The 24,765-nt window shown below is 37.4% G+C and carries 20 protein-coding genes; 7 read left to right on the top strand and 13 right to left on the bottom strand.

All coding sequences use genetic code 11. From position 1 onward, the window contains the following. Positions 1 to 22: 22 nt before the first annotated feature. The 5 genes from GQR87_RS18630 (at position 23) to GQR87_RS18610 (ending at position 8,622) form a co-directional block, all read left to right on the top strand. Positions 23 to 883 (top strand): MipA/OmpV family protein, encoded by an 861-nt coding sequence (locus tag GQR87_RS18630; protein ID WP_233267317.1) that lies wholly within the window; start codon positions 23 to 25, stop codon positions 881 to 883. 562 nt (positions 884 to 1,445) lie between these two features. Beyond that, the gene (locus GQR87_RS18625) at positions 1,446 to 2,021 is read left to right on the top strand and encodes a CBS domain-containing protein (RefSeq protein WP_158971975.1); all 576 of its coding nucleotides are present in this window, start codon (positions 1,446 to 1,448) and stop codon (positions 2,019 to 2,021) included. Between the two features lie 209 nt (positions 2,022 to 2,230). Beyond that, positions 2,231 to 5,569: an MHYT domain-containing protein gene (locus GQR87_RS18620; protein ID WP_158971973.1), complete on the top strand. Its 3,339-nt coding sequence runs from the start codon at positions 2,231 to 2,233 to the stop codon at positions 5,567 to 5,569. Positions 5,570 to 5,585: 16 nt separating this feature from the next. Next, positions 5,586 to 6,569, top strand: coding sequence for a two-component system response regulator (locus tag GQR87_RS18615; protein ID WP_158971971.1), 984 nt, complete (start codon positions 5,586 to 5,588; stop codon positions 6,567 to 6,569). A gap of 73 nt (positions 6,570 to 6,642) precedes the next feature. Then, positions 6,643 to 8,622 carry a M3 family metallopeptidase gene (locus GQR87_RS18610; protein WP_158971969.1) on the top strand — a complete coding sequence of 660 codons (1,980 nt, stop codon included), beginning with the start codon at positions 6,643 to 6,645 and terminating at the stop codon, positions 8,620 to 8,622. A 315-nt stretch (positions 8,623 to 8,937) separates the two neighbouring features. On the opposite strand, the gene GQR87_RS18605 is transcribed toward GQR87_RS18610, so the two are convergent. The 6 genes from GQR87_RS18605 to GQR87_RS18580 all read right to left on the bottom strand — a co-directional run bounded on the left by GQR87_RS18605 (position 8,938) and on the right by GQR87_RS18580 (position 16,599). Further along, positions 8,938 to 9,552 (bottom strand): nucleoside deaminase, encoded by a 615-nt coding sequence (locus GQR87_RS18605; RefSeq protein WP_158971968.1) that lies wholly within the window; start codon positions 9,550 to 9,552, stop codon positions 8,938 to 8,940. Positions 9,553 to 9,643: 91 nt separating this feature from the next. Next, a complete protein-coding gene (locus GQR87_RS18600) occupies positions 9,644 to 11,977 on the bottom strand; it encodes a TonB-dependent receptor (RefSeq protein ID WP_158971966.1) in 2,334 nt (777 codons plus the stop codon). A 493-nt stretch (positions 11,978 to 12,470) separates the two neighbouring features. Then, a complete protein-coding gene (locus GQR87_RS18595) occupies positions 12,471 to 13,805 on the bottom strand; it encodes a nucleobase:cation symporter-2 family protein (protein WP_158971964.1) in 1,335 nt (444 codons plus the stop codon). A gap of 132 nt (positions 13,806 to 13,937) precedes the next feature. Next, positions 13,938 to 14,405, bottom strand: a complete 468-nt coding sequence (locus GQR87_RS18590) for an immunity 22 family protein (RefSeq protein ID WP_158971962.1) — start codon at positions 14,403 to 14,405, stop codon at positions 13,938 to 13,940. Positions 14,406 to 14,987: 582 nt separating this feature from the next. Next, complete coding sequence (locus tag GQR87_RS18585; protein WP_158971960.1) at positions 14,988 to 15,569, bottom strand: hypothetical protein; 582 nt, start codon at positions 15,567 to 15,569, stop codon at positions 14,988 to 14,990. 244 nt (positions 15,570 to 15,813) lie between these two features. Beyond that, positions 15,814 to 16,599 carry an ABC transporter substrate-binding protein gene (locus GQR87_RS18580; RefSeq protein WP_158971958.1) on the bottom strand — a complete coding sequence of 262 codons (786 nt, stop codon included), beginning with the start codon at positions 16,597 to 16,599 and terminating at the stop codon, positions 15,814 to 15,816. 580 nt (positions 16,600 to 17,179) lie between these two features. Here GQR87_RS18580 and GQR87_RS18575 point away from each other — a divergent pair. Next, the gene (locus GQR87_RS18575; protein ID WP_158971956.1) at positions 17,180 to 17,815 is read left to right on the top strand and encodes a hypothetical protein; all 636 of its coding nucleotides are present in this window, start codon (positions 17,180 to 17,182) and stop codon (positions 17,813 to 17,815) included. A gap of 247 nt (positions 17,816 to 18,062) precedes the next feature. Here the strand turns inward: GQR87_RS18575 and GQR87_RS18570 are convergent, their stop codons facing one another. Continuing rightward, a complete protein-coding gene (locus GQR87_RS18570) occupies positions 18,063 to 18,395 on the bottom strand; it encodes a MerR family transcriptional regulator (RefSeq protein WP_158971954.1) in 333 nt (110 codons plus the stop codon). A 65-nt stretch (positions 18,396 to 18,460) separates the two neighbouring features. On the opposite strand from GQR87_RS18570, the gene GQR87_RS18565 reads away from it, so the two are divergent. Next, positions 18,461 to 19,228 (top strand): MBL fold metallo-hydrolase, encoded by a 768-nt coding sequence (locus tag GQR87_RS18565; protein ID WP_158971952.1) that lies wholly within the window; start codon positions 18,461 to 18,463, stop codon positions 19,226 to 19,228. Positions 19,229 to 19,535: 307 nt separating this feature from the next. Here GQR87_RS18565 and GQR87_RS18560 read toward each other — a convergent pair whose 3' ends face one another. The 6 genes from GQR87_RS18560 to GQR87_RS18535 form a co-directional block, all read right to left on the bottom strand. After that, positions 19,536 to 19,751, bottom strand: a complete 216-nt coding sequence (locus GQR87_RS18560) for a helix-turn-helix transcriptional regulator (protein WP_158971950.1) — start codon at positions 19,749 to 19,751, stop codon at positions 19,536 to 19,538. Between the two features lie 8 nt (positions 19,752 to 19,759). After that, positions 19,760 to 20,278 (bottom strand): DUF2975 domain-containing protein, encoded by a 519-nt coding sequence (locus GQR87_RS18555; protein WP_158971948.1) that lies wholly within the window; start codon positions 20,276 to 20,278, stop codon positions 19,760 to 19,762. A gap of 637 nt (positions 20,279 to 20,915) precedes the next feature. Continuing rightward, positions 20,916 to 21,581, bottom strand: coding sequence for a toll/interleukin-1 receptor domain-containing protein (locus tag GQR87_RS18550; protein WP_158971946.1), 666 nt, complete (start codon positions 21,579 to 21,581; stop codon positions 20,916 to 20,918). A gap of 45 nt (positions 21,582 to 21,626) precedes the next feature. Beyond that, complete coding sequence (locus GQR87_RS18545; RefSeq protein WP_158971944.1) at positions 21,627 to 22,202, bottom strand: SLATT domain-containing protein; 576 nt, start codon at positions 22,200 to 22,202, stop codon at positions 21,627 to 21,629. Beyond that, on the bottom strand, positions 22,180 to 23,061 hold the full coding sequence (locus GQR87_RS18540; protein ID WP_158971942.1) for a nucleotidyltransferase: 882 nt from the start codon (positions 23,059 to 23,061) through the stop codon (positions 22,180 to 22,182). Before GQR87_RS18540 ends, GQR87_RS18545 begins: the two co-directional genes overlap by 23 nt. 86 nt (positions 23,062 to 23,147) lie before the next feature. Beyond that, entirely contained in the window at positions 23,148 to 23,492 is a 345-nt protein-coding gene (locus GQR87_RS18535) for a hypothetical protein (protein WP_158971940.1), read from the bottom strand. Between the last annotated feature and the right edge of the window lie 1,273 nt (positions 23,493 to 24,765).

Genomic DNA, 24,765 nt, shown 5'->3' with positions numbered 1-24,765 from the left:
AAACAATTAAGGAAAGAATACTTTGCTAAAAATTAATGCCCTATTTATCTCCGTATTATTTAGTTTTGGAGTGTGTGCTCAAGCAGATATCAAAATGGAAGATGATCTCCGTCCAGTATGGGAAGTAGGGGCTTTTGCGGCAGTTTTTAATACTCCTGAATACCCAGGTTCGAATCAAAATAAAAATAACTTTATCGCTTCTCCGTATGTGGTGTATCGCGGTAAAGTTGTAAGGGTGGGGGATGGTTCTATTGTTAGAGCGGTAGCGGTTGATAAAAGTTGGTATGAACTAGATATTTCTATGGCCGCATCGTTTGGAGCGAATTCCGATGACAATACATTACGGGCAGGTATGCCTGATTTGGATTTTATTTTCGAAGTCGGACCCCAACTAAAAATGCGTATTGCCGATTTTAAGTTTGCTCAACATGGTCGCTCCGAATTATTTTTAAATTTGCAGGCCCGTGCCGCTTTTTCTACTGATTTTTCTGGCATTGATCATAGAGGATATGTTTTTCAACCCCAATTAGCTTATGTGCAGAGGGGGTGGTTAAGTGAAAAAACCGCCTTATCAATTAATCTTTCCCCTTCATGGGCAACTGAGGACTTGCATGACTATTTCTATCAAGTCGACAGTAATGATGTCACTACAGAGCGCCAAGCATTTGATGCAAAAGGTGGTTATATGGGGACTAACTTAGGAGTCAGTATTTCTTTTAATGCCACTGATGATGTGCGGGTGTTTGTTGGCGCAGGGATGTCTTTACTTTCAGGGTCAGCAAATAGTGAAAGCCCATTGTTTGCTGAAACAAGTACTTATTCGATTGGTGTGGGTATGGTTTGGCGGTTTATTCAAAGCGATGAGCTTATTTCGGGAAGATGAGATTCAGTACAATATGTAAATGTTTGTGTATTACTGATGCAATATAAAAATTGGCCCTCATATATAAATTTAATCACAGATTTTTTGTCATAATATTTGTCGACACTAAATAAAGTTGGAACTAAGCTTTATTTAGTTGGTCAATCTTTTATTAACTTTACATTTTCTTTGAGATAATAAACTTATGCAGTACATAAGAGACATTAGTAACATATCTAAGGCGCTATTTAGCGTGTTGATGATATGTGTTTTGTTTCTTTTCTCATCGCAAAGTTTTGCAAAAAATGACTCCCACTCTAGTCTTGTAGCCACCAATGTAAATGTAGAGTTGAATAGTGTAGAGTTGAACTTGGATGACAATGATTCATCTGATCCAGCAATACTTTACAAAAACAATATTTGCGCTGCTGTTATTGGTCAAAGGTCGGCTTTTCTTTGTTTTGATTACATTCCAGCTGCTAATAACTACTCCATAAATGTTCGTGCTCCGCCTCTAAACTAAATTATTCCTATTTAAAATTTTTTATATTCAGTTTAATTTTAGTTTAAAGAGGTTCACATTATGTCGACTTATAAAAATTTACCCATTTGCGATCTACAAGGTTATGAAATCAACAGTCAATCTATGACTGCCCCACTAAATTTAGATAGTCCTGCTATCGATATTATGGCTAATTTTTCAAATAACACTGCTTTAATGTTGTTTGATGATATGTCTATTCAACAAGCTACTGATTTGCTTAAAAATACTCATATGAGTAAAGCATTGGTAATAAATAGCCAAAAACAATTTGTTGGTATAGTTACCTTAGCTGATTTACAAAGCTCACGAGTATTAAGTATTGCTAACCAATTGGGAATTCCAAGAGGAGATCTAACCATAGCTCGTTTAATGACGCCTAAACTTCAATGTACTGGGGTACAGCTACAAAATGTGATGAATTCAACGATTGGTGATGTATTAACTACTATGCAAGAGCAAGGTACACCTTATTTATTAGTGATTGCCCAAATTAATAAAGAAATCGTCGGTATGATTTCAGCACTAGACATAGCTAAAACTTTGCACATGCCAATTCAAATAGCGCCTAAACCTAAAAACTTCCAAGAAGTGATGTTTGCAGTGGCGCATAGATAAAAGCTTCTCATTCATGTTCTATGACTGTTCACCAATGGTTAACATGTCCTGATTTTAGGGCATGTCTGCCATGTTTTATACATTAGTATTATTTACAAATGCTCTAGCTAAAGGTAGAAAATCTACAAATGATTCAGCACTTGCTTATAATGATCAGCAAGTGAATCAATTTATTTGTTTTTTTTGCACTTTTGGATGCCTTATTTCTTATGCTAGACCTGATTTTAGAACTTTTTCAATATTCTGATCGCAGCCTATTAGCTGCTTCTACATACAATGTATGGTTAGTTTTATTATCAGTGTTGATTGCAATATCAGCTTCATTCATGGGCTTTCAGGTTGCATTTCAGGCAATAAGAAGCTCTTCTTCATTACGCAAACATGTTTCTCTATTAGTCGGCAGCATTGCATTAGGTGGTGGTGTTTGGTCTATGCATTTTATTGGTATGTTAGCTTTGCAGCTATGTACCAGTGTTTCCTACGAGTTTACTTTAACTGCTATTTCTATTTTACCGGCAATTGCTGCTTCTTGGGTGGCTTTAAATTTAATTATTCGGTCCGAACTTCGGATCAGCCAATTCATTTGGGGCGGGATTTTAGTGGGCGGGGGTATAGGGACAATGCATTATGTGGGAATGGCGGCTATGGAAATGGCCCCGTTACTACGTTACGACCTCTTTATGTTTTGTGTGTCAATTTTGGTTGCGGTTATCTTAGCCATATTATCTTTATGGATTAGTTTTGGTTTAGATAAATTCTTTGGAATGCAATTAAGCAAAAGAATTAAAATTGTGATCTCAAGTTGTGTCATGGGAGCGGCTATTTCTGGCATGCATTATACTGGCATGGCTGCCGCACGTTTTGTTTTACCTGAGGGTATAGAAGCTTCTCTTCAGACTGATGATATCTCATTGTATTTAGCTTTAGGCTTGACCGTAATAACTATGTTTATTATTGGTTTAACCATCGCCCTAAATGTGGTGTTCAGATACAAAGATATTTTTGCTAAATCGAGTCAAAATGAAAAAAGACTGACAGCTATTATGGATACTGCAGTTGATGGAATTATTACTATAGATTCTAGAGGCATTATTGTCAGTATTAACAAAGCGGTGACAACCCTGTTAGGTTGGGAGTCAGAGGATCTGTTGGGGCAAAATGTGAAAATATTGGTGCCAGCCCCTTTTCATCATAGTCATGATCAATACATTGAAAATTATATAAAAACCCGTGAAGCAAAAATAATTGGTACTGGTCGAGAAGTGGAAGCCAATACTAAAAGAGGTGATAAAATTCCCATGCGTCTTGGTATAGGCCATGTAGAGTTTAATAACCAACACATGTTTGTGGCATTTATTTCAGATCTTCGTGAGAGGGTTAAAATGGAAGCTGCCTTGCGTGAAAACGAAGCGCAAATCCGTTCATTATTAACAAATATTCCAGGCATTGCTTATCGCTGTCTTGATACCCCTGGTTGGCCAAACTTATTTATTACTGACGAAGTTGAAAAAATCACCGGCTACCCTGCCAAAGACTTTTTATTACCGGACCCAAAACGTAGCTTAGGTGAGTTTGTTCATCCTGATGACTTGGAAATGGTGGCGAAAACCAATTTACGTGACCACAATGGCTTCAAGCTAGAATTTAGATTGATAGACAGATACAACAATGTCAAATGGATGCTAGGTCACGGCAGAGCATCTAAAGTTACCGATTCTGATGACTATTATCTCGATGGTTTTATTATGGATATTAGTGAACGCAAACATATGGAGTCCGAGTTAGTAACAGCGAAAGAAACTGCTGAAAAAGCAGCAGAAAGCCGCGCGGCATTTTTAGCTAATATGAGTCACGAAATTCGTACTCCGATGAATGCGGTTATTGGTTTCAGTGATATATTATTAGATGAAAACGTCAACCCAGTTCAACGTAAACATCTGACAACCATTAACCAGTCTGCCAAATCTTTGTTGCATATTTTGAATGATGTCTTAGATAGTGCAAAGCTAGACAAAGGTAAATTTCAACTCGAATACCGTGATTTTCTGCTGGTTGAAGAAATAGATGCGGTTATTTCAACACTTTGGTTGCAAGCAAAAAGTAAAGACTTACAACTGGATTTAAATATTGCGGATGACATTGTAGGTTATTACAACGGTGCGCCTGATCGTATTCGACAAGTACTGACCAACCTGTTAGGTAATGCAATTAAATTTACTGAGCGTGGTCGTGTGGTACTCAATGTCAGTAAATCGAGTGATGACACTTTTTTATTTTCAATTGTCGACACAGGCATTGGTATGACCGAAGAGCAGTTAGCTTGTATTTTTGATGCATTTTCGCAAGCAGATGAATCAATGAGTCGCCGATTTGGAGGAACAGGACTGGGAACCACTATTAGTAAACAGCTGGTTGAACTGATGGGGGGCGAAATTTCTGCCACTAGTGTGTATCAAAAGGGCTCTGAATTTAGTTTTGTTATTCCTTTAAAAACAGTGGAGTTTACTGAAGGTGCAGATCCTCAAAATAACTTTCCAGTGTTACCTAAGCTATGTGTGTTAGTGGTCGATGATATTGAGCAAAATATAGAATTGTTAAGTCTATTACTTAAACGTCATGGTCATGAAATTATTGAAGCTCGGGATGGTGAACAAGCTTTATTACAAATGCAAAATAATCCAATAGATTTGGTGTTAATGGATATTCAAATGCCAGTGATGGATGGTTTGACAGCAGCCATAAAAAGAAGACAACTCGAAGAACAAAATGATTGGCCACAAATACCTATTATAGCCCTTACCGCCAGTGTTTTACCGCAAGACAAAATATCAGCCGAAGAAGCTGGAATGAATGGATTTTCTAATAAACCTATTGATTTTTCTCAGCTTTATTATGAGATGGCAAAAGTCTTAAAAATACAAGATGGAGTAAAAAAACCTTTACCCTCGAATAGTCAAAATTTGCATAAAATTGATATCGAAAAAGGAGTGGGATTGTGGGGCTCGAAGCAAGCTTTATATACTGAAATAAAAAGGTTTATTGAGCGAAATAAATCAGAAATTATTCAGATTCGAGAATTATTGCTCACAAATGATTGGACAGGAATCTCAGCTGTGGCTCACAAATTTAAAGGGGTGGTGGGTAATTTAGCTTTAAATAGTTTAATGGAGTTATTTGCAAAGTTAGAGCAAGCCAGTGCAGTTAAAGATTTTGATGTTAGTAAAGAACTGATTGAAAGTATTGAGACGTTATTTTTATCTATCTCTGATAGTGTGTCTCGAATGCAAGAAAGCAATTTGAATTCTGAGGCAAGCGATAATAAAGTGACAACTATAGGACTAGAAGACCTTAAGATAATTTTGAGTCAATTAGAAAGTTCGATAAACAATAATGAGTTTAATGAAGAGTTATTGGAGCAGTTACATAATTCACGGGCACTAAAACCAACTGAAATTAAATTAATTATTGATGCCTGTAATGACTTTGAATTTTCTCGTGCAGCTTCATTGGTTGCAGCCTTAATACAATCAATAAATTCGACTAAATAATAGAAGAAACAATACCATGTTAAAAAGTGAGCAAAGTGTATTGATAGTAGATGATGAACCCACAAATTTACGGGTGTTGAATCAAATATTAAATCAAAGTTATAAACTGACTTTTGCTAAAAGTGGCGCAGATGCTTTACGTCTAGTGGAAAAAGATCGCCCAGACCTTATTTTGTTAGATGTGATGATGCCTGAAATGACAGGTTATCAAGTGTGTGAAATACTGAAAAAAAATGACAATTTTAAAGCTATTCCAATTATTTTTGTCACCGCATTAAATGACACTGATGATGAAGCCAAAGGATTAAATCTTGGTGCGGTTGATTATATCGCTAAACCTGTTTCAGCCGCAGTGGTGAAAGCTAGGGTCAAGACTCATTTATCATTAGTGGACGCTGAGGAATTAAGAAGAACTCGTCTGCAAGTGATTCAACGTCTTGGGCGGGCATCAGAATACAAGGATAATGAAACAGGTATGCATGTGATGCGCATGAGCCATTACTCTAGAGTACTTGCTTTAGCCTATGGTTTTTCAAGTATTCAAGCCGAAAACTTATTTAATGCTGCGCCTATGCACGACATAGGTAAAATTGGAATCCCAGATAGCATTATGCTTAAACCTGGCAAGTTAACCGATGACGAATTCGAGCAGATGAAAAAACATCCTGAAATAGGCGCTGAAATTTTAGGTGAATCGGACTCTGATTTAATTGCTTTAGCTAAAGTTGTGTCATTAACCCATCACGAGAAATGGAATGGCACAGGCTACCCTAAACAACTAGCTGGTGAAGATATCCCTGTTGAAGGTCGTATAGTGGCATTGGCAGATGTATTTGATGCCTTAACCAGTGTTAGGCCTTATAAAGATGCATGGCCTGTAGAAAAAGCGATGGATTTTATTCAAAGTCAAAAAGGGCAGCATTTTGATCCTCAATTAGTTGATTTATTTGCCCAAAGTTTGGATCAAGTTTTAGAAATTAAAGAACGCTGGAAAGATTAATTGTTACCGATAATTCCAGTTCTAATTATTTTATTATTTAGATTTAGTGACCATGGTTCCACAGGGATTTTATATGAAATTATTTCGCTCTAGTTATTCTGCATTATTCTGCTCTGCCTTTGTTTTCTTATTCGCCCCCGTTGCTGTAGCCGAAAACACTTTTCAACGCAGCCCTGAAGTTATTAGTGAAAACTGTACAAGTTACATGGCGACCTTTAATCAACAACTCAGCACCCTAGTTTCTGACCCGTCTGCAGCGACTTATGACAGCGTATTTCAGTCTTTTGATGATTATATGACTGAATTTGTTGATGAATTTTTACATGATTATTTAATGCAAAATGTGCACACAGACCAAGCTATTCGTAAGGCCAGTACCGATTGTGCGTTAAAGGGTATGGCCCTACTCAATGAATTAGCGATGAATCGAGACTTGTACGACCGTATGTCAGCTGTTAAAACACAGGGCTTATCTGCGGATAAAATTTTTACAGTTAATTATTGGAAACAACAGTTTGAAAGTTCTGGTATAGGTAAACCTAAACAAGTCAGAGAGCAAATCAAAGAAGTTAATGATGACATCAGCGAAATTGGTAATACTTTCAACCAAAATATTACCAAAGCAGTAGAATCTATTAGCGTAAACCCAAATCGATTAGCTGGATTACCTCAAGATTACCTAGACAGTCATCCTGTGGACGAAAATGGTTTAGTGGTTATCACTACCGCTTATTCTGATATTACGCCTATTGAAAAATATGCTCACGATGCTTCTTTACGCAAAGAAGTGGCAATCATGAAACGTAATCGTGCGGTGGCAGAAAACCAACCTGTGTTAATGCAGCTATTGGAAAAACGTTACCAACTAGCCAAGTTGCTGGGCCACAAAAACTTCGCTGAGACCAATCTGTTAGGCACTATGGTCAGCCAACCATCCAAGGTTGTGCAATTCACCGATAAGCTAAGTGCGGCAATAAAAGCGCCTGTGTTAACAGAAAAAGCTATGTTATTGGCACAAAAACAAAAATTAACCCCAAGCACTAAACAAGTGTTTAGTTGGGATGAGGCTTATTTGAGCAACATCATTAGGGAACAATACTATAAACTGGATACCAAACTGGTAAGAGAATATTTTGATTACGATAAAGTTCGAGATGGCATTATTGCACTTTCTGAAGATTTATTTGATATCACTATCAAACGCTCAAATATGGCTTCTTGGCACACCAGTGTTGAAGCCTATGAGGTGTATGAAAATAAAAAACTCATTGGTAATTTTTATCTCGATTCTCATCCTAGAGAAGGTAAATACACCCATGCGGCACAATTTGGTGTGCGTTTAGGTAAAAAGGATAAAACTACCCCAGCCGCGGCCCTAGTGATGAATTTCCCTAAAGGTTTAATGGAACACGCTCAAGTGGAAACCTTTCTACATGAATACGGGCATTTGCTGCATTTTATTTTTGCCGGACAAAATGATATTGGCTATAGCCGTTTTCAGGGGGAATCTGATTTTAATGAAGCCCCTTCAATGATGTTGCAAGAATGGGTCTGGAATTATCAAACATTAAAACGCTTTGCCACTAATAGCAAAGGCCAGGTTATCCCCAAAGCATTAGTTGAAAAAATGAATGAAGCTCGTTATTTAGGTCAAGCCCTTGGAGTTGCGACTCAGCTAACTTACACGGCTATGTCATTTGACTTGTATAACCGAGATCCAAAAGACTTAGATTTAAACACCTTCGAACAAGATATATTTAATCGGTATTCACCTTATGGTTATGTTGATGGCACTTATTTACACACTTCGTTTGGACATTTAAATAGTTATGGCGCTAAGTATTATACCTACCAGTGGTCAAACTCTATTGCTGAAGAATTATTATCACGCTTTAAAAAAGAAGGTTTACGTAATAAAAAAACAGCGAATGACTATCGCCAGTTAATTTTGGCGAAAACTGGCACCAAACCCGCGGCTGAATTAGTCAAAGACTTTTTAGGCAGAGATTTTACCGTAGAAGCTTATGCTCAAAAATTAAGTAAAGGGGAGTGATGTATCTGGAGAGGTATTAGCAATCGGAGCCACAGGTGGCCCCGATTTTTGTTGTTAATATAATAATAGCTTTAGAACTTATAATTATACCAATGCGGATTAGTATTAATCATGGCTTATCCAGTGCGGCTTTCAGAGGATTTAACCATAACTGAGTCAAATAAATCAGCCGAAGCATAATATTTTTCATCAAATAGATTATTAATTGACAACATTACTTGATAACTGGCTGCCACATAACCTACGAAAGCGGCACACATCAGCTTGAATAGTCAAAGGCCTAGGAAATGACTTTTGTTACCCCGTTTTTATCGCTTACTTCCAAAACTCAAGATGAAGCGCTGCAATCTCTTCAACCACCTCATCAATTGGCCCCCATACTCGAATGGCTTTTTGGCTTTTAGAAAATACATATCGACTTGGAATATCTAAAGTGGGATTTTCACTATTATTGCCGGTGAGCTGTAATAATTGATGCTCTGACATACCATAAACTAGACGACCAATATTTGCCCAATATTGTGTGCCCGCGCACATTACACAAGGTTCAGCGGTAGAATATAAAGTCATTCCCCATAATTCTTCTGCTGAGAATTTTTTTGCAGCGCGTTGTGCTAGTGTCGACTCAGCATGGGCAACAGAGCTTATATTGCCTTGTTCCATCACTACCGTTTCGTTGTCAGCAGCAACTAATACCGCACCAAAGGGATGATGGCCGTTTTGCATAGTCTCGTAAGCGACTTTATTAGCTTGTCTTAGGTGTTTCAACATTTGCTCGGCCGTAGGATCGTTTCCAGGTGGGCTTGGCCGGTTATCAGATTCCGCTTTCGCCTTGGTGAAAAGCAAAGGTGCTATGCTAGCAGTCGCAAGTGAAAAACCAGCAAAACGCAGTAGTGTTCTGCGGCTATTAAGCGGCTTTTGTTCAGCCATGACTTGTTTACTCCAGTTTTGTTCTAGAATGCAAAAAGTCCGGTGATATAGTGATATAACCGGACTTTTTATACGCTTTTCCTATGAAAGATTAAAAATTATATCGAACACGGCCCATTACCATACGCGGTGCGATATACTGAAAACCAGTCTCGTTTACACCAAACACATCAGTCATTGACGAGTTAATGCCGTCTTCGTCTGTTAAGTTATAAACTATAAAGTCGACACCCCAAACTTCATCAGGCGTGTCATAGGATACATTTAGGTTTAACACATCATAAGCATCAACAGGATCCACTTCAGGATTATTGAAAACTCGTTGTTCGAAATCACCACGATAAGTGTATTGTAGACTGGCTAGTATGTATCCACCATTAGACAATATATCTTCATAAGACAAGGTAATATCAGCGGTTAAGCCAGGGGTTTTCGCAAGTTCGTTGCCATTTAAGTTTTGTAGAAATCCTGCAACATCTCTGTCGCCACCATGAATCTCCTCTTTTGCTGGCGTTACACCATCAGCTAAAAATACATCTTCAATTAACAAACGGTTATCAAGGGCTAAATAGTCTGCAGATATTTCAGACTCTATTGCAGCCATCTTCACATCTAAACTAAAGTGCTCCCCAATTAGGGCTGTCATCTCAAACTCTACGCCGTAAATCTCGGATTCTGGAATGTTTGAAACGCCGCTACCAAACTCATTGAAATCAGATGCCTGGAATTGTAAGTTGGTATAGTCGTAGTAAAAGGCAGCTACATTGGTTCGTACCATGCTATTCATTAAATCTGCTTTGTAACCAATCTCGTAAGCGTTGATAGTTTCATCTTCAAATGCCTCTTTTACTAACGCATCGTCACCGACTGAAAATGTTAAGTTGCTTCCTCCAGGTTTTAAACCTCGTGTATAAGATGCATATGTCATTACATCTTTACTGAGGTCCCATTCAACGGCTAAACGACCAGTAATATCATTGGTCTTTGGATTGATAAATGAAGGTTCAGTAGCAAAAAAGTTAGAAACCGTACTTTTGACTTCATCATGGGTGTAACGTAAGCCTGTAATTAAACGAACATCATCACTTAGTGGATAAGTCGTTTGACCATAAAGAGATATTGATTCACGCTTGGGATTAGAGTCAGAAATAAAGCCGACATCGCCACCAAATACTGCAGGAAAACTTGTTTCATAACCATCGAGGAAACCGTCACGGCCTTTATCAAGCTCTTCTCGAATAGTAATTTCGATATCGGTATCTAGATAGAACACACCTACGAGCCAGTCTAACTTGCCAAATAATGGCTCGTTAGAAATAACATTGATTTCTTGGGTGAAGGTGGTTTGAATATTATTTTCAGGATTGAACTGGCTAATTTGGATTTCAGGGTTGGTCAAAAATGAATGACGATCGTTATCACGCACCACAGTAATGTCATCTTTTTGATAACTAGTTAACGATTTTATGGTAACTAGACCTGCATCCCACTCTGCAATTAAACCATATACTTCAGAGTCTAATTCATAAGAAGATTCGGTATCTTGAGATAAGTTTCTATTGCCAGGTGTGGGATCGTCTATGCCTTTAATCCCAGCACCGTTAGACTCTCCTGTGAATATCTGTGCTAAAAAACGAATACTTAGATCGTCTGTAGCATTAAATAACCAATCAGTACGAAACGACATGTTGTCGATATTGTCTAGGTCTTCACCTACATAGGTCTCGCCAGGTGTTGTTACGCTCGGACCGTCGTATACATTGTCTGTGTAACCGTCTTGTACTACAGCGCTAAATGAAGTTCGCATCGCTAAATCGTCAGAAATAGGTACATTCACGGTACCGCGAGCTTTGCGTAAATTATAACTACCAATGGTTAGATCAGCCTTTCCCTCTATGTCTGTAAAATTAGGTAAAGTGTTGATAACGTTGATTGCACCACCTGTTGAGTTTTGCCCAAAGAGAGTGCCTTGTGGTCCCCGTAATACTTCTATACGGTCAATATCTATAAAGTCGGTTTGCAGGGCGTATGGCGAAGCTATATAAATGCCGTCCATATGGTAAGACACTGAAGGGTTGGCTGTTGCATTCTGGTTTGCTTCGTTACCAACACCTCGAACAGAAATAATTGTTTTAAAACCTTCATTTTTAGCGACAGTGACACCCGGTGCTACGGCACTTAAATCCACAAAAGAAGAAATGTATTTTCTATCAAGATCATCGGCAGTCATAGCCGTAACAGCTTGCGATAAGTCTTGCAGGCTCTCGCTACGTTTCTCGGCGGTCACGATAATGTTTTCAATGGCTCTTGCAGGCTCAGGGTTTGCTGCTGAAGATGACTCTTGAGCATATCCTGCGTGCGCGATGAAATTTGAAACAACCAACGCTGCGGCTATTGGCTTCAATTTGAAGGTTTTGTTGTGCATTAGTTTTTCCTAGAGTGAATTGAATGTGTGTTCATTCGACAGGTATGCTTATTTCTGCAATATATTAGTTATGAATTTAAGCTGTTAGTCGACTTATCAATGTGTAGCAGGAAAAGTGCCAGTTTTCTGACCGCTCAGACAGGTTCTTTTTTGATTTTGTAACTCATTGAATTTATGTGATTATTAATAAAATTTTTTAGTGTAGAAGAATAGAATTTCAAGAAGTAGGTAACGATAGAGGGGGTTCTTAATGTGCAAAATAATACTATGTTGCACAATGAAAGAGCGGTATTTTTTCAATATTGCTGATTATTGTATTCGCTATCTCACTAGTATTACTTTGACCGTTCGATTAGTTATATGTGTTTCCTTGAATTGGTGATCTTACAAATGCAGAGGAAATAGAAATATTCGCCCAAAAAAAGTGCAAGAATGACTCATTTTGGGCATAGGTGTTAATTTAGTGCAAGTAACAAATAAATTAACTGAGAGGTTAACTTTCTTTATCTTCAGGCAGCAATAAACTCATAATGATAGCTGTGAAACCAGCGGTGGTAACAGCTGATGAAAGTATGTTTTTTAATAGCCCAGGCAAGCCTTGTACCGCTTCAGGCACCATAAGTACTCCTAAGCCAGCACCAAAAGAGGTGGCTATGATCAGTGATTTCCGTCTATCAATAGGTTCACTGCTGAGTATTTTAATACCTGCCACCGCGATAGTGGCAAACATCACTAAGGTTGCTCCTCCTAATACCGGTTTAGGAATAGCTTGCAGTACACCACCAATAATAGGGAACAGGCCCAGTAAAACCATGATCCCAGCAATGTAGAAACCAACGTGACGACTGGCGACACCTGTCATTTGGATCACCGCATTGTTCTGGCCAAAAGTGGTATTGGGGAAAGTATTAAATACAGCAGCTAGGGCTGAATTTAGACCATCGGCTAATACCCCACCTTTGACTCGCTTAAAGTAACTATCACCTTTAATAGGCAGGCCACAAAAAAGACTATTAGCGGTAATATCGCCAGAGGTTTCTAATGCGGTTAAAAAATAGATAAGGGCAACAGGTAAAAAGATATCCATGTCAAAATTAAAGCCATATTTAAATGGCACAGGTAAACTAAACCAAGGCTGTTCCACTACGCTGGCAAAAGATACTAAGCCTAAGGCGTAAGCTAGCACTGAGCCTGCTAACATTCCCATCATAATGGCTGATAGCCTGATCCAAGGGTTTTTAGATATATTTAGGCCGATTATTAGCACCAACACAAATAAGCCTAAGCCTAAGTTTTGTACTTCACCAAAGCTAGTGCTGCCAAAGCCTCCGGCTAAGTCTGTGATCCCCACTTTAATTAAGCTTACACCAATTGTGGTAATCACTATGCCTGTGGTTAACGGAGTGATAATGCGTTTCACTTTGTCGATAAATTGGCTAACAATAATCTCGATAAAAGCCCCAACAAAACAGATACCAAACATAGTGGCTAATATTTCATCATTGCTGCCGCCTTTGGCTTTAATCGCAAAGCCTGCTACTAATAGGGCGCTGACAAAAGCAAAACTGGTACCTTGCACCGCAATCAAACCGCAGCCTACTGGGCCGAATGTTTTAGCTTGTACAAAAGTAGACACACCTGAAATAAACAATGCCATACTAATTAAATAAGGCACTTCAGCTTGTAATCCTAGTGTGGCACCTATGATAAGTGTTGGCGTGATCACCCCAACAAAACAAGCCATAAGGTGTTGCAATGCGGCGGTAATACTTTGGGATTTACTAGGAATATCTTCAAGGGCAAATAAGATATCTGAGTTAGCTTTCATTCGTTTTCCTTTTAACTTACTCATGTATTGAGTCAGTAATATTCTTAATCATCTTGTGATGAATAATCAAAGGAAAGCAAGAATCTGACCAATAGGTCAGAAACGTGGTGAGCCGATAGTTTTTATATAAATTTAGCCGTCTACTTGTTCTTCATCAAGTAAACTTTCGCTATAGGGATCATAATTAAATGCCCCTAAGAATGTGGTGTACTCATCATTAGCTACACCACTTAGTTTTGCGCTGTATTCTTGTTCAAACAATAAAATTATCCAGCTCACTTGTTCTAGTTTGTTCTTTTTAGCCTTACTCATAAGATTAACAATATAAGAACTTGAACAAGAACACTGACCAGCAGCATCACGAATATCAATCAAACCATCATGAGAACCGTTAGTTTCCATATCTTCAGGTAAAAAATACCGAATATTGTAATTAGCCGACCAAGTGTTTTTAGCGCGTTTATTATTTTTGAAAAAGGTCTCTTCAAAATATTCATCTGGTATATCAGCATAAGGATAATTAGAAGCCCAGATTGAGACTTTATTTTTTTTATTAAAAAGTTGATCTTGCTCTTCGGCTTGTGGCGTTTCTGTTTGCATAAAGGCTAATGGCCATAGGTGACTGAAAGAGCACACATAGTAATGGATGAGTAAAGCAGTAGCTAGGAAATAGGAGGTTGGAAAAGATAAAAGTAGTAGATAGCTATGACTGGCTTTAAAGTTCGATATTTCGACATCTAGTTAGCTGGAATCCAATTTTTAGTATTCAATAAAATAAAGTTGTTAAGATATTGATTTTATTTTGTTTTTAATTATTCAGTTACAATGACGTAGGTATTAGATAACCTGAGTACTGGTTAAGCCGAACCTCTCGATAACGCTCTTTTTGTGTCTAGCGGCGTTGGATTGTCTAGCAATAACACGTTATTAAGCTATTGAATTGTAATGACAAATCCAGATTAGACGATATTTCTTATCCAGAACTCAGGTTAGATAATTTAAACAGATTTCTCAATTACCTATGGCAAACGCTAAAAATTTTATAAGGTTGATTTACAAGGAAATCATCCTAAATGTTTTGAGACAGCTGTGATTGATTTAACAGCTACTATTAGGATTAATTCGTTTCTTTTATAGAATAGGCGATATCTTTTAAAGTAGTGAAGTTTGGAATTTTAAGAACTAACTGTATTTTTTGACTACTGCTTTCCAGAAGGTTTCTCGAGTGAGTTTTTTTAAGGCGACTGTGTGGGGATCTAATTGTTTCCCGTTTTTGACGCGTAAAGGCAGATACTTTAGTAGTTGTTTAATCGGGCCAGTGTCACCATTTTCTGCCATGGCTACAGCATGTTTGACTGAATATTTAAAGGCTGCGTATTCTCTGGCTGACTTGTCTTTGGTGTGTTTTCCGGCCTTTCTGTTGTAGAGGATATGGCCATATTCGTGAAGCACTACAACTATCAATCTATCTTCTGGGTGGGTTTTCATTTCTCTTAGAAACATTTTAGGAGTGAGGTAAATACTGTGTTTCCCTTGCGCCATGCCCAGAGATTTTTTGTTTGGTTTGATATAAACATCAACTTCTTGCTGGGTTACCTGCTCTATGGTTTGCCATAATTTAGGGTAAATACTTGGATTGTTTTTGACAATATTTTCGAATACTTGTTGTGATAAACCTTCTCCTTTTTTTACCTCGCCAGCCATACTTGGTTGAGCTAAAAAACATATCGAACTAAGAATGGCGTATAGGTATATTGTCTTCATATGTATAAACTCTGCTTCCAAGCGGGTTAGTAATGGCTGATAAGTTGATGAAAGGTTTCAGACAAATTATATATTTGGTCATCAGCGCTTATGCTCATAATAAAATAGTACCAGCCTGAATATAGACAGTATCTTACATTTAAAATTCGCACTAAAGATGCCGTTGATATAATTATGCCATGCCTAGATATTTTATGTTTTACTATGCCTTTAAACCCCAGTGATCTATGTGGTTCAAATGCATTTATCTTTGGCTTTTTCCATCTATTGCTTTTAACGTTTTTTCAAAAATTTGTGGGGGAGCAGGCATACCGTATTTTTTAAAGTATTTATCGACTTTGCCGCTTTTACGATAGTCCAACATTATAGCTGATACCTTAGCGTAGTACTTAGCCGCTTTTGATCTTTTGGATATGCTTATATACATAGGATTTATAAAAGAATCTTTTAACGACACCTTGTTAAAACGCCCATCAAATAGCTCTATATAATGATAAGCAGAAGTTACCGCAACATCTATTCTGCCTAACTCTAGCATAGCTAAAAGTTGTTCTGTTTTATCAACTAATACAAGCCTATGACTATCTAGTTTTGAAAAAGATGGAGAATAAAAAACATTTCGAATTGCGCCTAGAGTGACTTTTTTAAGTGCTTCATAGGAGTCAATATCAGATGTAAATTTAGGTGACTTATAAAAAAATAAAACTCTAGTAGGTGAAGCATATTCAACAGGATGCAAAAATATCTGCCTTTCTGGGGTCATCGAGTGCATGATTAATAAATCAACCTTGCCTTGTTTGGCTTCTCTCACTGATCGTCCCAGTGGCGGTTGTTGTATCCATACTATGTCATGCCCAAGCTTGGCAAAAATATCTGTAGCTAAATCAGGCACGGCACCTGAACATCTCCCATTCTTAAAAAACAACTCTGGGGAATAATTTCGACAATAGGATATTAAAGTTTCTGCCGTTACACCTATTGGTAAAGCATAAAAAAGGAACAGCAACAATATTTGCACCTTCTTTTTCATAGCAAAATTACTTTATGCCTGATGGTATTAATTAGGTTTATATTTTAACCCACTGTAACGCTAACTGTATGAGTTAATCAATGTTTAAAATAATGAGTAATACCCAAGGAGCAGATCCATTAAAAATTAAAAATTGAGAGTTGTGTTACCAACAATGCAAAAAATGAAAGTAGCCCTGCTTAATTGTTCCCCCCAGCAAGTTCAAATCCTTCTCTACATGTTGTAATAGCTTTTTCAGTATGCATACAATAAGTAACTTGAGCTCGGGATAAGCCGAGCCTCTCAATAACGCTCTTGTTGCGCCTAGCTGTGTTGGATTGTTTAGTAATAACACCTTATTGCGTACGACAATTTGCCTTGCTCTCCACGAAAAATTTCGTCATAGAGCGACCGTTGATGTAAATAAAAATGAATGTTTGTTTTTAACTATTTGAATTTTAATTGTAAATTAAAATTACATAACACTTCTTAACCCGAGTTCAGGTTAAGTAAAATTTTATATATGACCGTCTCTGTGTTTGCCCTTAAGAATAGCTGTTTTAAGAGTAGATATCTTATGCAAAGCAACTGAGGGAATACCATGATTAACTATATTTATAAATTTACCCTATTGATCCTGGTGATCGCAGTGGGATTTGGTTTTCTGAGTTTTTATAAAGTTAATGAATACACTGCGGCGATCGCAGACGGGACAAAATTAACATGTTCCGATTTTCAAAAAGGCATCACAAAATATAAAGGTGAATGCTGGGAATGCCCTACAGGGTTTAGTAACCATTTAGCTAAAATGGCGGGTGATCCAAGCAACCCAAAACACTGTAGAAAAGCAAAAAATTACATTAAAGCAGAACGCCATAGTGAACCAACAGGCTTATTAAACATAACGTGCAAATCAAAAGAGGTTTGGTATAAAAATAAAGCGTGTTGGACCTGCCCAGCGGGTTATAAACCCGCTCGAATTAAAGAAAATAAAGGCAATCCTCAGTGCAAACCAAAGGTCAAATACATCTACAAAGCGGCCAACAAAATAGGAGAAAAAGGATGCCCTGATGGTTCATGGGCAGGCACCTTAACCAAAAAATGCTATCGCTGCCCAGAAGGGTATAAACGCAACATACTTAAGACCGTAATTGACAGTAACCCTACAAATGATCCTAAAGCTTGTAAAGGAGAAGTAACGCTTATGGAATCCATCCTTCAAAGCAGTAGCGAGTAAGCAGTGGCTGGTGGATAGAAAAAGCAAAATATAAATAGTAGGTCGTTTTTAGCTAGCTTCAAAGTTCGTCATCCTGCATGTCGTTAGCAGGAACCCATTCTTAACCCGAGTTCAGGTTCGGTAGTAGTAAATAGTGGCTGGTAGATTGGATGGTCTGGCCCACATTGATTTTAATCTTCAAATGGAAAATTTTTTAAAATATTGATTTTATAAGCTTTTTATTTAATTTTTTACAATGTTTTATAAATTACTCTAACATTTTATCTATCTCAGCAATCGCAACACAGTCCTTAGAAATACGCTTATTGAACATTTCTTTTTTTTCTTGTAGCTGTTTAATGAACTCAGGGCATAGTTTCCCCAACGTTTTATATTGCTCATACCCCCTCTTAATTTCAGACAATGTAAATCCTATAGCTTTACCGCGCTCAATAAAAGCAAGCTCATCCAGTTGGGTTTTGCCATAGTGTCTATAACCGTTATCTGCTCGCAAGGGGGGAGTCAGCACGCCTACTTTTTCGTAATAACGAAGAGTATCGCGAGAAAGTCCTACTTTTTTTTCCAATTCCGAAATTTTCATACTATTAACGTTGACTGTGGAGTAACTTAACACTTTACCATAGTTATCTTTAAAGAGGATAAGCTATGAAAATCACCCAAATTAGAAATGCTACTATCGTAATTGAAGTTAAGGGAGCCTGTATTTTAGTTGACCCTATGCTTTCAAAGAAATCAACGCTGCCCAAACTGCGTTACTATAAAAGCAATCTACGAAACCCATTAGTTGAATTACCTGAAGCATTCTATAAATTGAAAGCTCGTATTGACTATGCATTAATTACTCATTGTCAAAAAGGACATTTTGATCATTTAGATAGGGCAGGTGTACATTGGTTGAAAAAAAATAAAATTACAACATTTTGTACTTATCACGATTCTACCTATTTAAATAAGAAAGGTATCCACACCAGTGTATTGAAAGAAAAGTGTGGTTCTTTTTTCGACGGTACAATAAATCAAATTCCAGCAAAGCATACTAGTGGATGGTTAACTCCTTTCATGGAACATGGTGTAGGCTATTATATTAAGCTGAAAAATGAACCTAGCCTTTATTTAATGGGGGATACAATTCTAACGGATGAAATCCGCAGATTTATACGTGATAACCAACCTGATTATATTGTTGCACCAACGGGAAAAGCGCAGTTTGATATTGGTGCACCTTTATTACTAAATGAAACAGAAATTGTTGAATTGGCATCAATAAGTAAAGGATTGATTATAGGTAATCATATGGAAGCTTTAGACCATTGTCGCATAAGCCGCAAAGGCTTGACAGCTATATTAAAAGACCATAATTTAACTAAACAGTTCATCATCCCAAATGATGGAGAGACTGTAGACTTAACTTAGGCGCACATTAATTTTCCAGTTGAATTAGTCGTCATTCAGAATGCGTCCAGCGGCTTTTGAACAGGGCGTCGCTACACATGGTGTTCCCTTTCAATTACCGAGAACGCAGGGCAAAAGCCGCTGGGCATTCCTTACAGGCGAGTTTTAAATGAACTTACTCTGTGTTGCTCGAACTCAAAAGACAACTGGCTGTTTTGTAATAAAAAGATTCATCCAAGCGCTTTGATTAGGCTCATTTAAATTCTCGCTGAGTGCATACTTATTAATGCGGATTGGTATCAGTAAGCATTTAAAAAAATCAATACGACTATTGATTATCTTTTTTGCTAAATTCCAATAAATCACCTGGTTGGCAATCTAACGCTTCACAAATTTTTTCTAAGGTTTCAAAACGCACTGCTTTGGCTCGACCTGCTTTTAAGATAGATAGGTTTTGAGCTGTGATACCTATACGTGCAGCCAGTTCATTAGAGCGCATTTTTCGCTTCGCTAACATTACATCTAAATTAACAATAATTGGCATAGCAAATCCTAAACCGTTAAGTCATTTTCAGCTTTTAGCTGAGAGCCAATACTCAAGATCCACGCGCTAACATAGACAAAAACAAGAGTGGCTAGGTTTTCGGGTATACTTAACTTTAAATTTCCCGTTATTACTGTCAGGTAAATATTCAGAATAAATTCTCCAATAAAGGCCATTAACATTAAAAAAGCCACTGAATTAGCCAAGTTCGCATTTTTTTGACTAAAAATTTCTTGCTGCTTAAACCTTTGAACAATATTCAATATTAGCCATAAAATACGAAATCCTATACCAATTAAAATAAACGAACTTATCGCTAAAATAACTTTTGTAACACTACTAATACTCGCCAAGTCAATTTCATTAGAACCATTTAAGGTAAACATTCCATCCGTGAAAAATATCAAAGTGGGAATGGCAAAAACGGCAAATATCATTAAAGCAATTAAAAAATAAATAACGGGAATACACACACCGCAAACTTTAGAAATTTTTTGATACAGCGCTTGTTGATTATGGCTAGACATGACTATTTCCTTTTTAAATACCCAATAATTGAACAAGAATATAGTGAAGTTGAAAATAAAAAGCAATAATTAATTATTGTTTTGCGATAATTAATTATTCTTAAGGGGTGTTTTATGTCCGTTGAAGGTAGTGTTTAATGGCTTTTTCTGATAGAAAAAGTTTAAAACTTGTCACAGAGGAGCACAGAGAGTTAATACGTTATGAAGGGAAAGCTCTGCATCACCTGTAGGTCGTGGCTTTAGCCCGTCAATATTGAAAAATAGACGCCATAAATGGAACGACCTAGAAAAGATCAAAAGAAATTGTCACAGACGGAGCACACAGAGGGAAAAAGCAGTCGATAGCGGCTAGAAAAATCAATGTTATGTCCTCGAAATTTACTTTAATCTCTATACGTAAAGGTTGTTAACATATTGATTTTATGTGTTTTTAATAGTTTTGTTACAATGGGTGTCTAGCTAAGTTTGGATAACGTCTACTTATGGGGAGACTTTATACTTCCAGCCATAATAACTATAAAGATATTCACCTCCATCTTCTCTATCAGTTAACTTAGCGGTTAATAGAAATTTAGTCCCAATAGGATAATCTTTACTTAATTTCTTAGAGCATTCCACGTGTAACGTAGGTGGATATTTATGTCCTGCTACTGGACGTATTACTATCGAACCAATCATCGATTTGAATTTCTTTTTCATCAATATTTGGATTCAAAGATATTTGCAACAATTTAACTAAATGTTCGACATTAATCCCACCAATCGATTCAATAAGTGATTTGTAACTTTCACCTTTTAGTTCGCTAAAAGTTACATTTTTTATATCACTTATATAACTCAGGAATTCATTGATATTTGAAGAGATACTTTCCAAAACTTTAAGTTCTTGGATTTCATTGATGATAGCTGTAGCTGGTAAGCTATTTATTAATTTTTCTAATTTGTTTTTTTCTTCCAACCAATGTCTAGTGTGTAGAACACGTCCTTCGGCATTATAAATAGATGGATTACCAACAATAATAGGTAAAATTTTGTGCTTGTATTCTTTTTCTTTTAAAAGATGTATAACTTCCTTTAAACAGTTCTTTGATTTTAAATAATCTTCGCTCACAAGCAGTATAGCGAAATCTGTGTCTCTAATTTTTTCCATAAAGCTAGTGATACTAGATTTATATTCAATATCACGAACATCTCTAACTAGATTTAATTGAAACTGGCTTAAATCACTTTCAATTTCATCAGCGATTTTAGTGTCGCTCCATGAATAAGAAATAAAAATACTAATTTTTGATTTTGTAGTCACGATACTTCCTTTGTACTCAACTGTTGGTCGGTCTGCAAGCGCTTGTTATAAGGCATTGTTCTCCGACTTCCGTAGAGCTTTTGGTAAAATAGCATCAATCTCTGCATCGCTAAACGTTAGCTCTTCGAGCTTTTTTAAAGCTTTCGTGGCTTCTTTGTAGGCTTTAGCAATAGTTCTAGGGGAACCTCTATATATTTCCAGTAGACTCTCCTGAAGATCGTCTCTATGTTTTCTTATTTCATCGCTTTCTACGCAACCAGACCTTATATCTGTTAAAAGAGAGAGATAAGATTCCCTCATATTCCACAGGTCCACTGCTGCATCTGAATGCTTCTGGGCCAAGCCACCAAGATCATATTGCTTTACATAGGTATTCAAAACAGTCAAAACAAAAGACAGAGCTGCGGAAAAAATGCCTATTTCCTTTGACTCACCAAAAACAGCAGCGATAATTCCTGTTGTTGTGATTGCCGACAGAATTATCTGCCAGAGCTTTATACGGTTGAGCCTAGTATTTAATATGTCAGAGCATTTTTCGTGCGTTTTATGTGACCAAGCGACACGCCCAAAACACTCTCTTAGCTGTTCTTCTAACACATTAGGAAGGGAATTTTGTTCCATAGATCTCTCGCCATTTCTGATTTGCTGAATACGGCATTTCATCTGCTTCGAACTGTAGCGCTTCTTTAGTAATGTTGTAGCACCGGAGCGCTTTGTATTCAAATGCACCTTTTCGCGACACATATTGTGAACTACCGGGCGCAAGCCAGTAATTTTTATCTGAGTCTTGATTCTTTAGATATTCAAAGAAATCTCGCGTCATCCAATCGTAATAAATAAAAGATTTATCCTTGTATTCCCACTGTTTCAAGAAGTTATACCCGAGCGTATCGATAAGAAGACCTCCCATAGGTACATCCCACTTATCTTTCCATGCTCGTGCCATCCGGCACAGCCGCTTCAGGTTTTTATTCCACGAATTATTAGCTGTTGTGATCGCTGAAATTTCTTCACGGGGTTTAGTTACTTTCCATGAACCACCGCTATTACTATCTGGATAGGTATAACTTGAGCCATCTTTATTAATGAAACCTGGGACTATTTCGTAGCAAATTCCATCTTTGAAATTCAACTTTACAACTTGCCCGTCACCACTCACATGAGTAGTCGAGTAGGTTTTCTTAATTGATTCTTTTACCGCTTGAATAAGAGCAGATTGACCATTTCCATTGTATTTGTCATATTTTTCATACTCAGTGTATGGCAGCTCGACAATCATATCGATATCACTGACATGAATATCAGTCCCTCTACCATAAGAACCGACAACTAAACTGTACCTAATATCAGAGTCAATTCCGCGAAAATCAGAATTAATCCTTTTTGTAATCTGCTTTGCTCTATAACGAACATTCGAAACAGTTGTATCGCTCATTCGTAAGGCGGTACAAAAATTTGAGAATTTGTCACTGATGCTCAAATAGAACTCCTTGCTTATAACGCTTTGCATATGGGGGTTTTAGGAGCGCTTTACCAGCGAGTAAAATTCCCAACATGATGCACTTGTTAGGTGCAATGATTTGATTTAACAACACTATATTTGATAGTTTTTCCATTCCGCCCCCCATTGACTACGCTTACACATACCTCTTGATTTTTACTGAGAGGCTGAAATGAATTTAGTGGAACTATCTCTCCGTCCGGATTACGAATATAAATATCATGTCTTCTAGTTCCTAATGGAGAATTTAAAACCGTTGTACTGAAGTAGAATGTATTTTTAACCTCATAACCTTCAAAACTATTTAGCCATTGTCCAACGAACGCTAAAACAGTGCCAATTACAAAAAGGCCAATTAGGAGTCTAATTTTAACAATTTTTTTAACTCTAACTTGGTACTTAGTTACCATACTTAGCACCTAACGCCTCAATAATTCGTGTAGCTAGTTTGGCAGTTTTATTGCGTGGTTTGCAATAGAAAATGACAAACTTGCGCAGTCGAATTAATTGACTTGTTCTATGGTAGCCAGACCTTAGTCGCTTTGGCTACGAAGATTGGAAAATTCCAAAATAAATGGCACTTGAGAGGGAGTTCAGATCCTTAAGCTTAACTTGTGGTCTGATTGAAAATTAACGCCGATTTCAACAGCCACTTAGTTAAGCTTAAGGGATGAAAACAGTATAGTCCCGTCAAGTTTCTTTGCTAGATCTTATTGGCCTTAAAACAGCCTTAATAATACTGATTATTTATACAGCAAAAGTCTCTGTATGGACTATAATATCTAGACCTTTCCCTTTCCAATACCTTAGAACAATTTAGTTAACGACAATTTGGGGTGTTCAAACACGACAAATTGTCCAATTTCATTCGGGCTGTTTTTTACACAACCTATAAGGTATTCATTTATAACGAATAACTTCCCCATGTGCAAAACATACTTATTTGAAATACGACATTTGTCGTTGATCTGCTGTTATTGGACAAAATAGCTAGCCTTAATAGGTAAAGTGTACTTATTTGAATATTAAAAAAAATGGATTCCGGCTCAAAAGACTACCGGAATGACGTTAGGGAAAGATGGGAAAGGGAGATAATTTGCTACCGTATCGACAACCGTAAGTGATAGATTTTTGTTTTTACTTCAATCTATTTACCAGCTTCGAACCACTGCATTTTGTCGGCGAAGCCGATGCTTTTGATTTTACCGCGACTACAAATTCCCCAGCAAATTATTGGCTTGTCAGATGTCCAGACATGGACGTCTGGACAAGGCAATCTTTTATAGCTGGGAGCGGCTTATTGCCGGTCTGACATAGAAGGCAATTATTTGTTGGATTAGGAATTTGTTTGGAGGCCGGCATTTTCTGGTTACTCTTTTTTGCTGTTGAAAAAGAGTAACTGGTGCGGCAGGGATGCCGCACCAAATCCGCAATGGATTGCGGTGAACGTAGTGAATAATCTTAGTGTGCGCAGCACATGCTTTATGGCGAAGCCATGCTTGGTTCGCGAAGCGAATGCCTTATCGCGCAGCGATGCTCAGTGTGCGAAGCACATGCTTTATGGCGAAGCCATGCTTGGTTCGCGAAGCGAATGCCTTATGGCGAAGCCATGCCTTGTGAGCAAAGCTCATGCCTTGTGTGCGAAGCACATGCTTTATGGCGAAGCCATGCTTTTGCTAGCGC

It is taken from the genome of Paraglaciecola sp. L3A3 (assembly GCF_009796765.1).
GTDB lineage: Bacteria > Pseudomonadota > Gammaproteobacteria > Enterobacterales > Alteromonadaceae > Paraglaciecola.
The sequence above is the reverse complement of the archived record's forward strand: the minus strand, read 5'-3'. Positions and strand labels throughout refer to the sequence as shown.

What these genes read in the sequence shown, in the direction of transcription:
- GQR87_RS18625 (WP_158971975.1), top strand. Translation starts at nt 1,446, where the DNA reads ATGTCGACTTATAAAAATTTACCCATTTGCGATCTACAAGGTTATGAA.
- GQR87_RS18620 (WP_158971973.1), top strand. Translation starts at nt 2,231, where the DNA reads ATGCTAGACCTGATTTTAGAACTTTTTCAATATTCTGATCGCAGCCTA.
- GQR87_RS18615 (WP_158971971.1), top strand. Translation starts at nt 5,586, where the DNA reads ATGTTAAAAAGTGAGCAAAGTGTATTGATAGTAGATGATGAACCCACA.
- GQR87_RS18610 (WP_158971969.1), top strand. Translation starts at nt 6,643, where the DNA reads ATGAAATTATTTCGCTCTAGTTATTCTGCATTATTCTGCTCTGCCTTT.
- GQR87_RS18605 (WP_158971968.1), bottom strand. Translation starts at nt 9,552, where the DNA reads ATGGCTGAACAAAAGCCGCTTAATAGCCGCAGAACACTACTGCGTTTT.
- GQR87_RS18600 (WP_158971966.1), bottom strand. Translation starts at nt 11,977, where the DNA reads ATGCACAACAAAACCTTCAAATTGAAGCCAATAGCCGCAGCGTTGGTT.
- GQR87_RS18595 (WP_158971964.1), bottom strand. Translation starts at nt 13,805, where the DNA reads ATGAAAGCTAACTCAGATATCTTATTTGCCCTTGAAGATATTCCTAGT.
- GQR87_RS18590 (WP_158971962.1), bottom strand. Translation starts at nt 14,405, where the DNA reads ATGCAAACAGAAACGCCACAAGCCGAAGAGCAAGATCAACTTTTTAAT.
- GQR87_RS18585 (WP_158971960.1), bottom strand. Translation starts at nt 15,569, where the DNA reads ATGAAGACAATATACCTATACGCCATTCTTAGTTCGATATGTTTTTTA.
- GQR87_RS18580 (WP_158971958.1), bottom strand. Translation starts at nt 16,599, where the DNA reads ATGAAAAAGAAGGTGCAAATATTGTTGCTGTTCCTTTTTTATGCTTTA.
- GQR87_RS18575 (WP_158971956.1), top strand. Translation starts at nt 17,180, where the DNA reads ATGATTAACTATATTTATAAATTTACCCTATTGATCCTGGTGATCGCA.
- GQR87_RS18570 (WP_158971954.1), bottom strand. Translation starts at nt 18,395, where the DNA reads ATGAAAATTTCGGAATTGGAAAAAAAAGTAGGACTTTCTCGCGATACT.
- GQR87_RS18565 (WP_158971952.1), top strand. Translation starts at nt 18,461, where the DNA reads ATGAAAATCACCCAAATTAGAAATGCTACTATCGTAATTGAAGTTAAG.
- GQR87_RS18560 (WP_158971950.1), bottom strand. Translation starts at nt 19,751, where the DNA reads ATGCCAATTATTGTTAATTTAGATGTAATGTTAGCGAAGCGAAAAATG.
- GQR87_RS18555 (WP_158971948.1), bottom strand. Translation starts at nt 20,278, where the DNA reads ATGTCTAGCCATAATCAACAAGCGCTGTATCAAAAAATTTCTAAAGTT.
- GQR87_RS18545 (WP_158971944.1), bottom strand. Translation starts at nt 22,202, where the DNA reads ATGGAACAAAATTCCCTTCCTAATGTGTTAGAAGAACAGCTAAGAGAG.
- GQR87_RS18535 (WP_158971940.1), bottom strand. Translation starts at nt 23,492, where the DNA reads ATGGTAACTAAGTACCAAGTTAGAGTTAAAAAAATTGTTAAAATTAGA.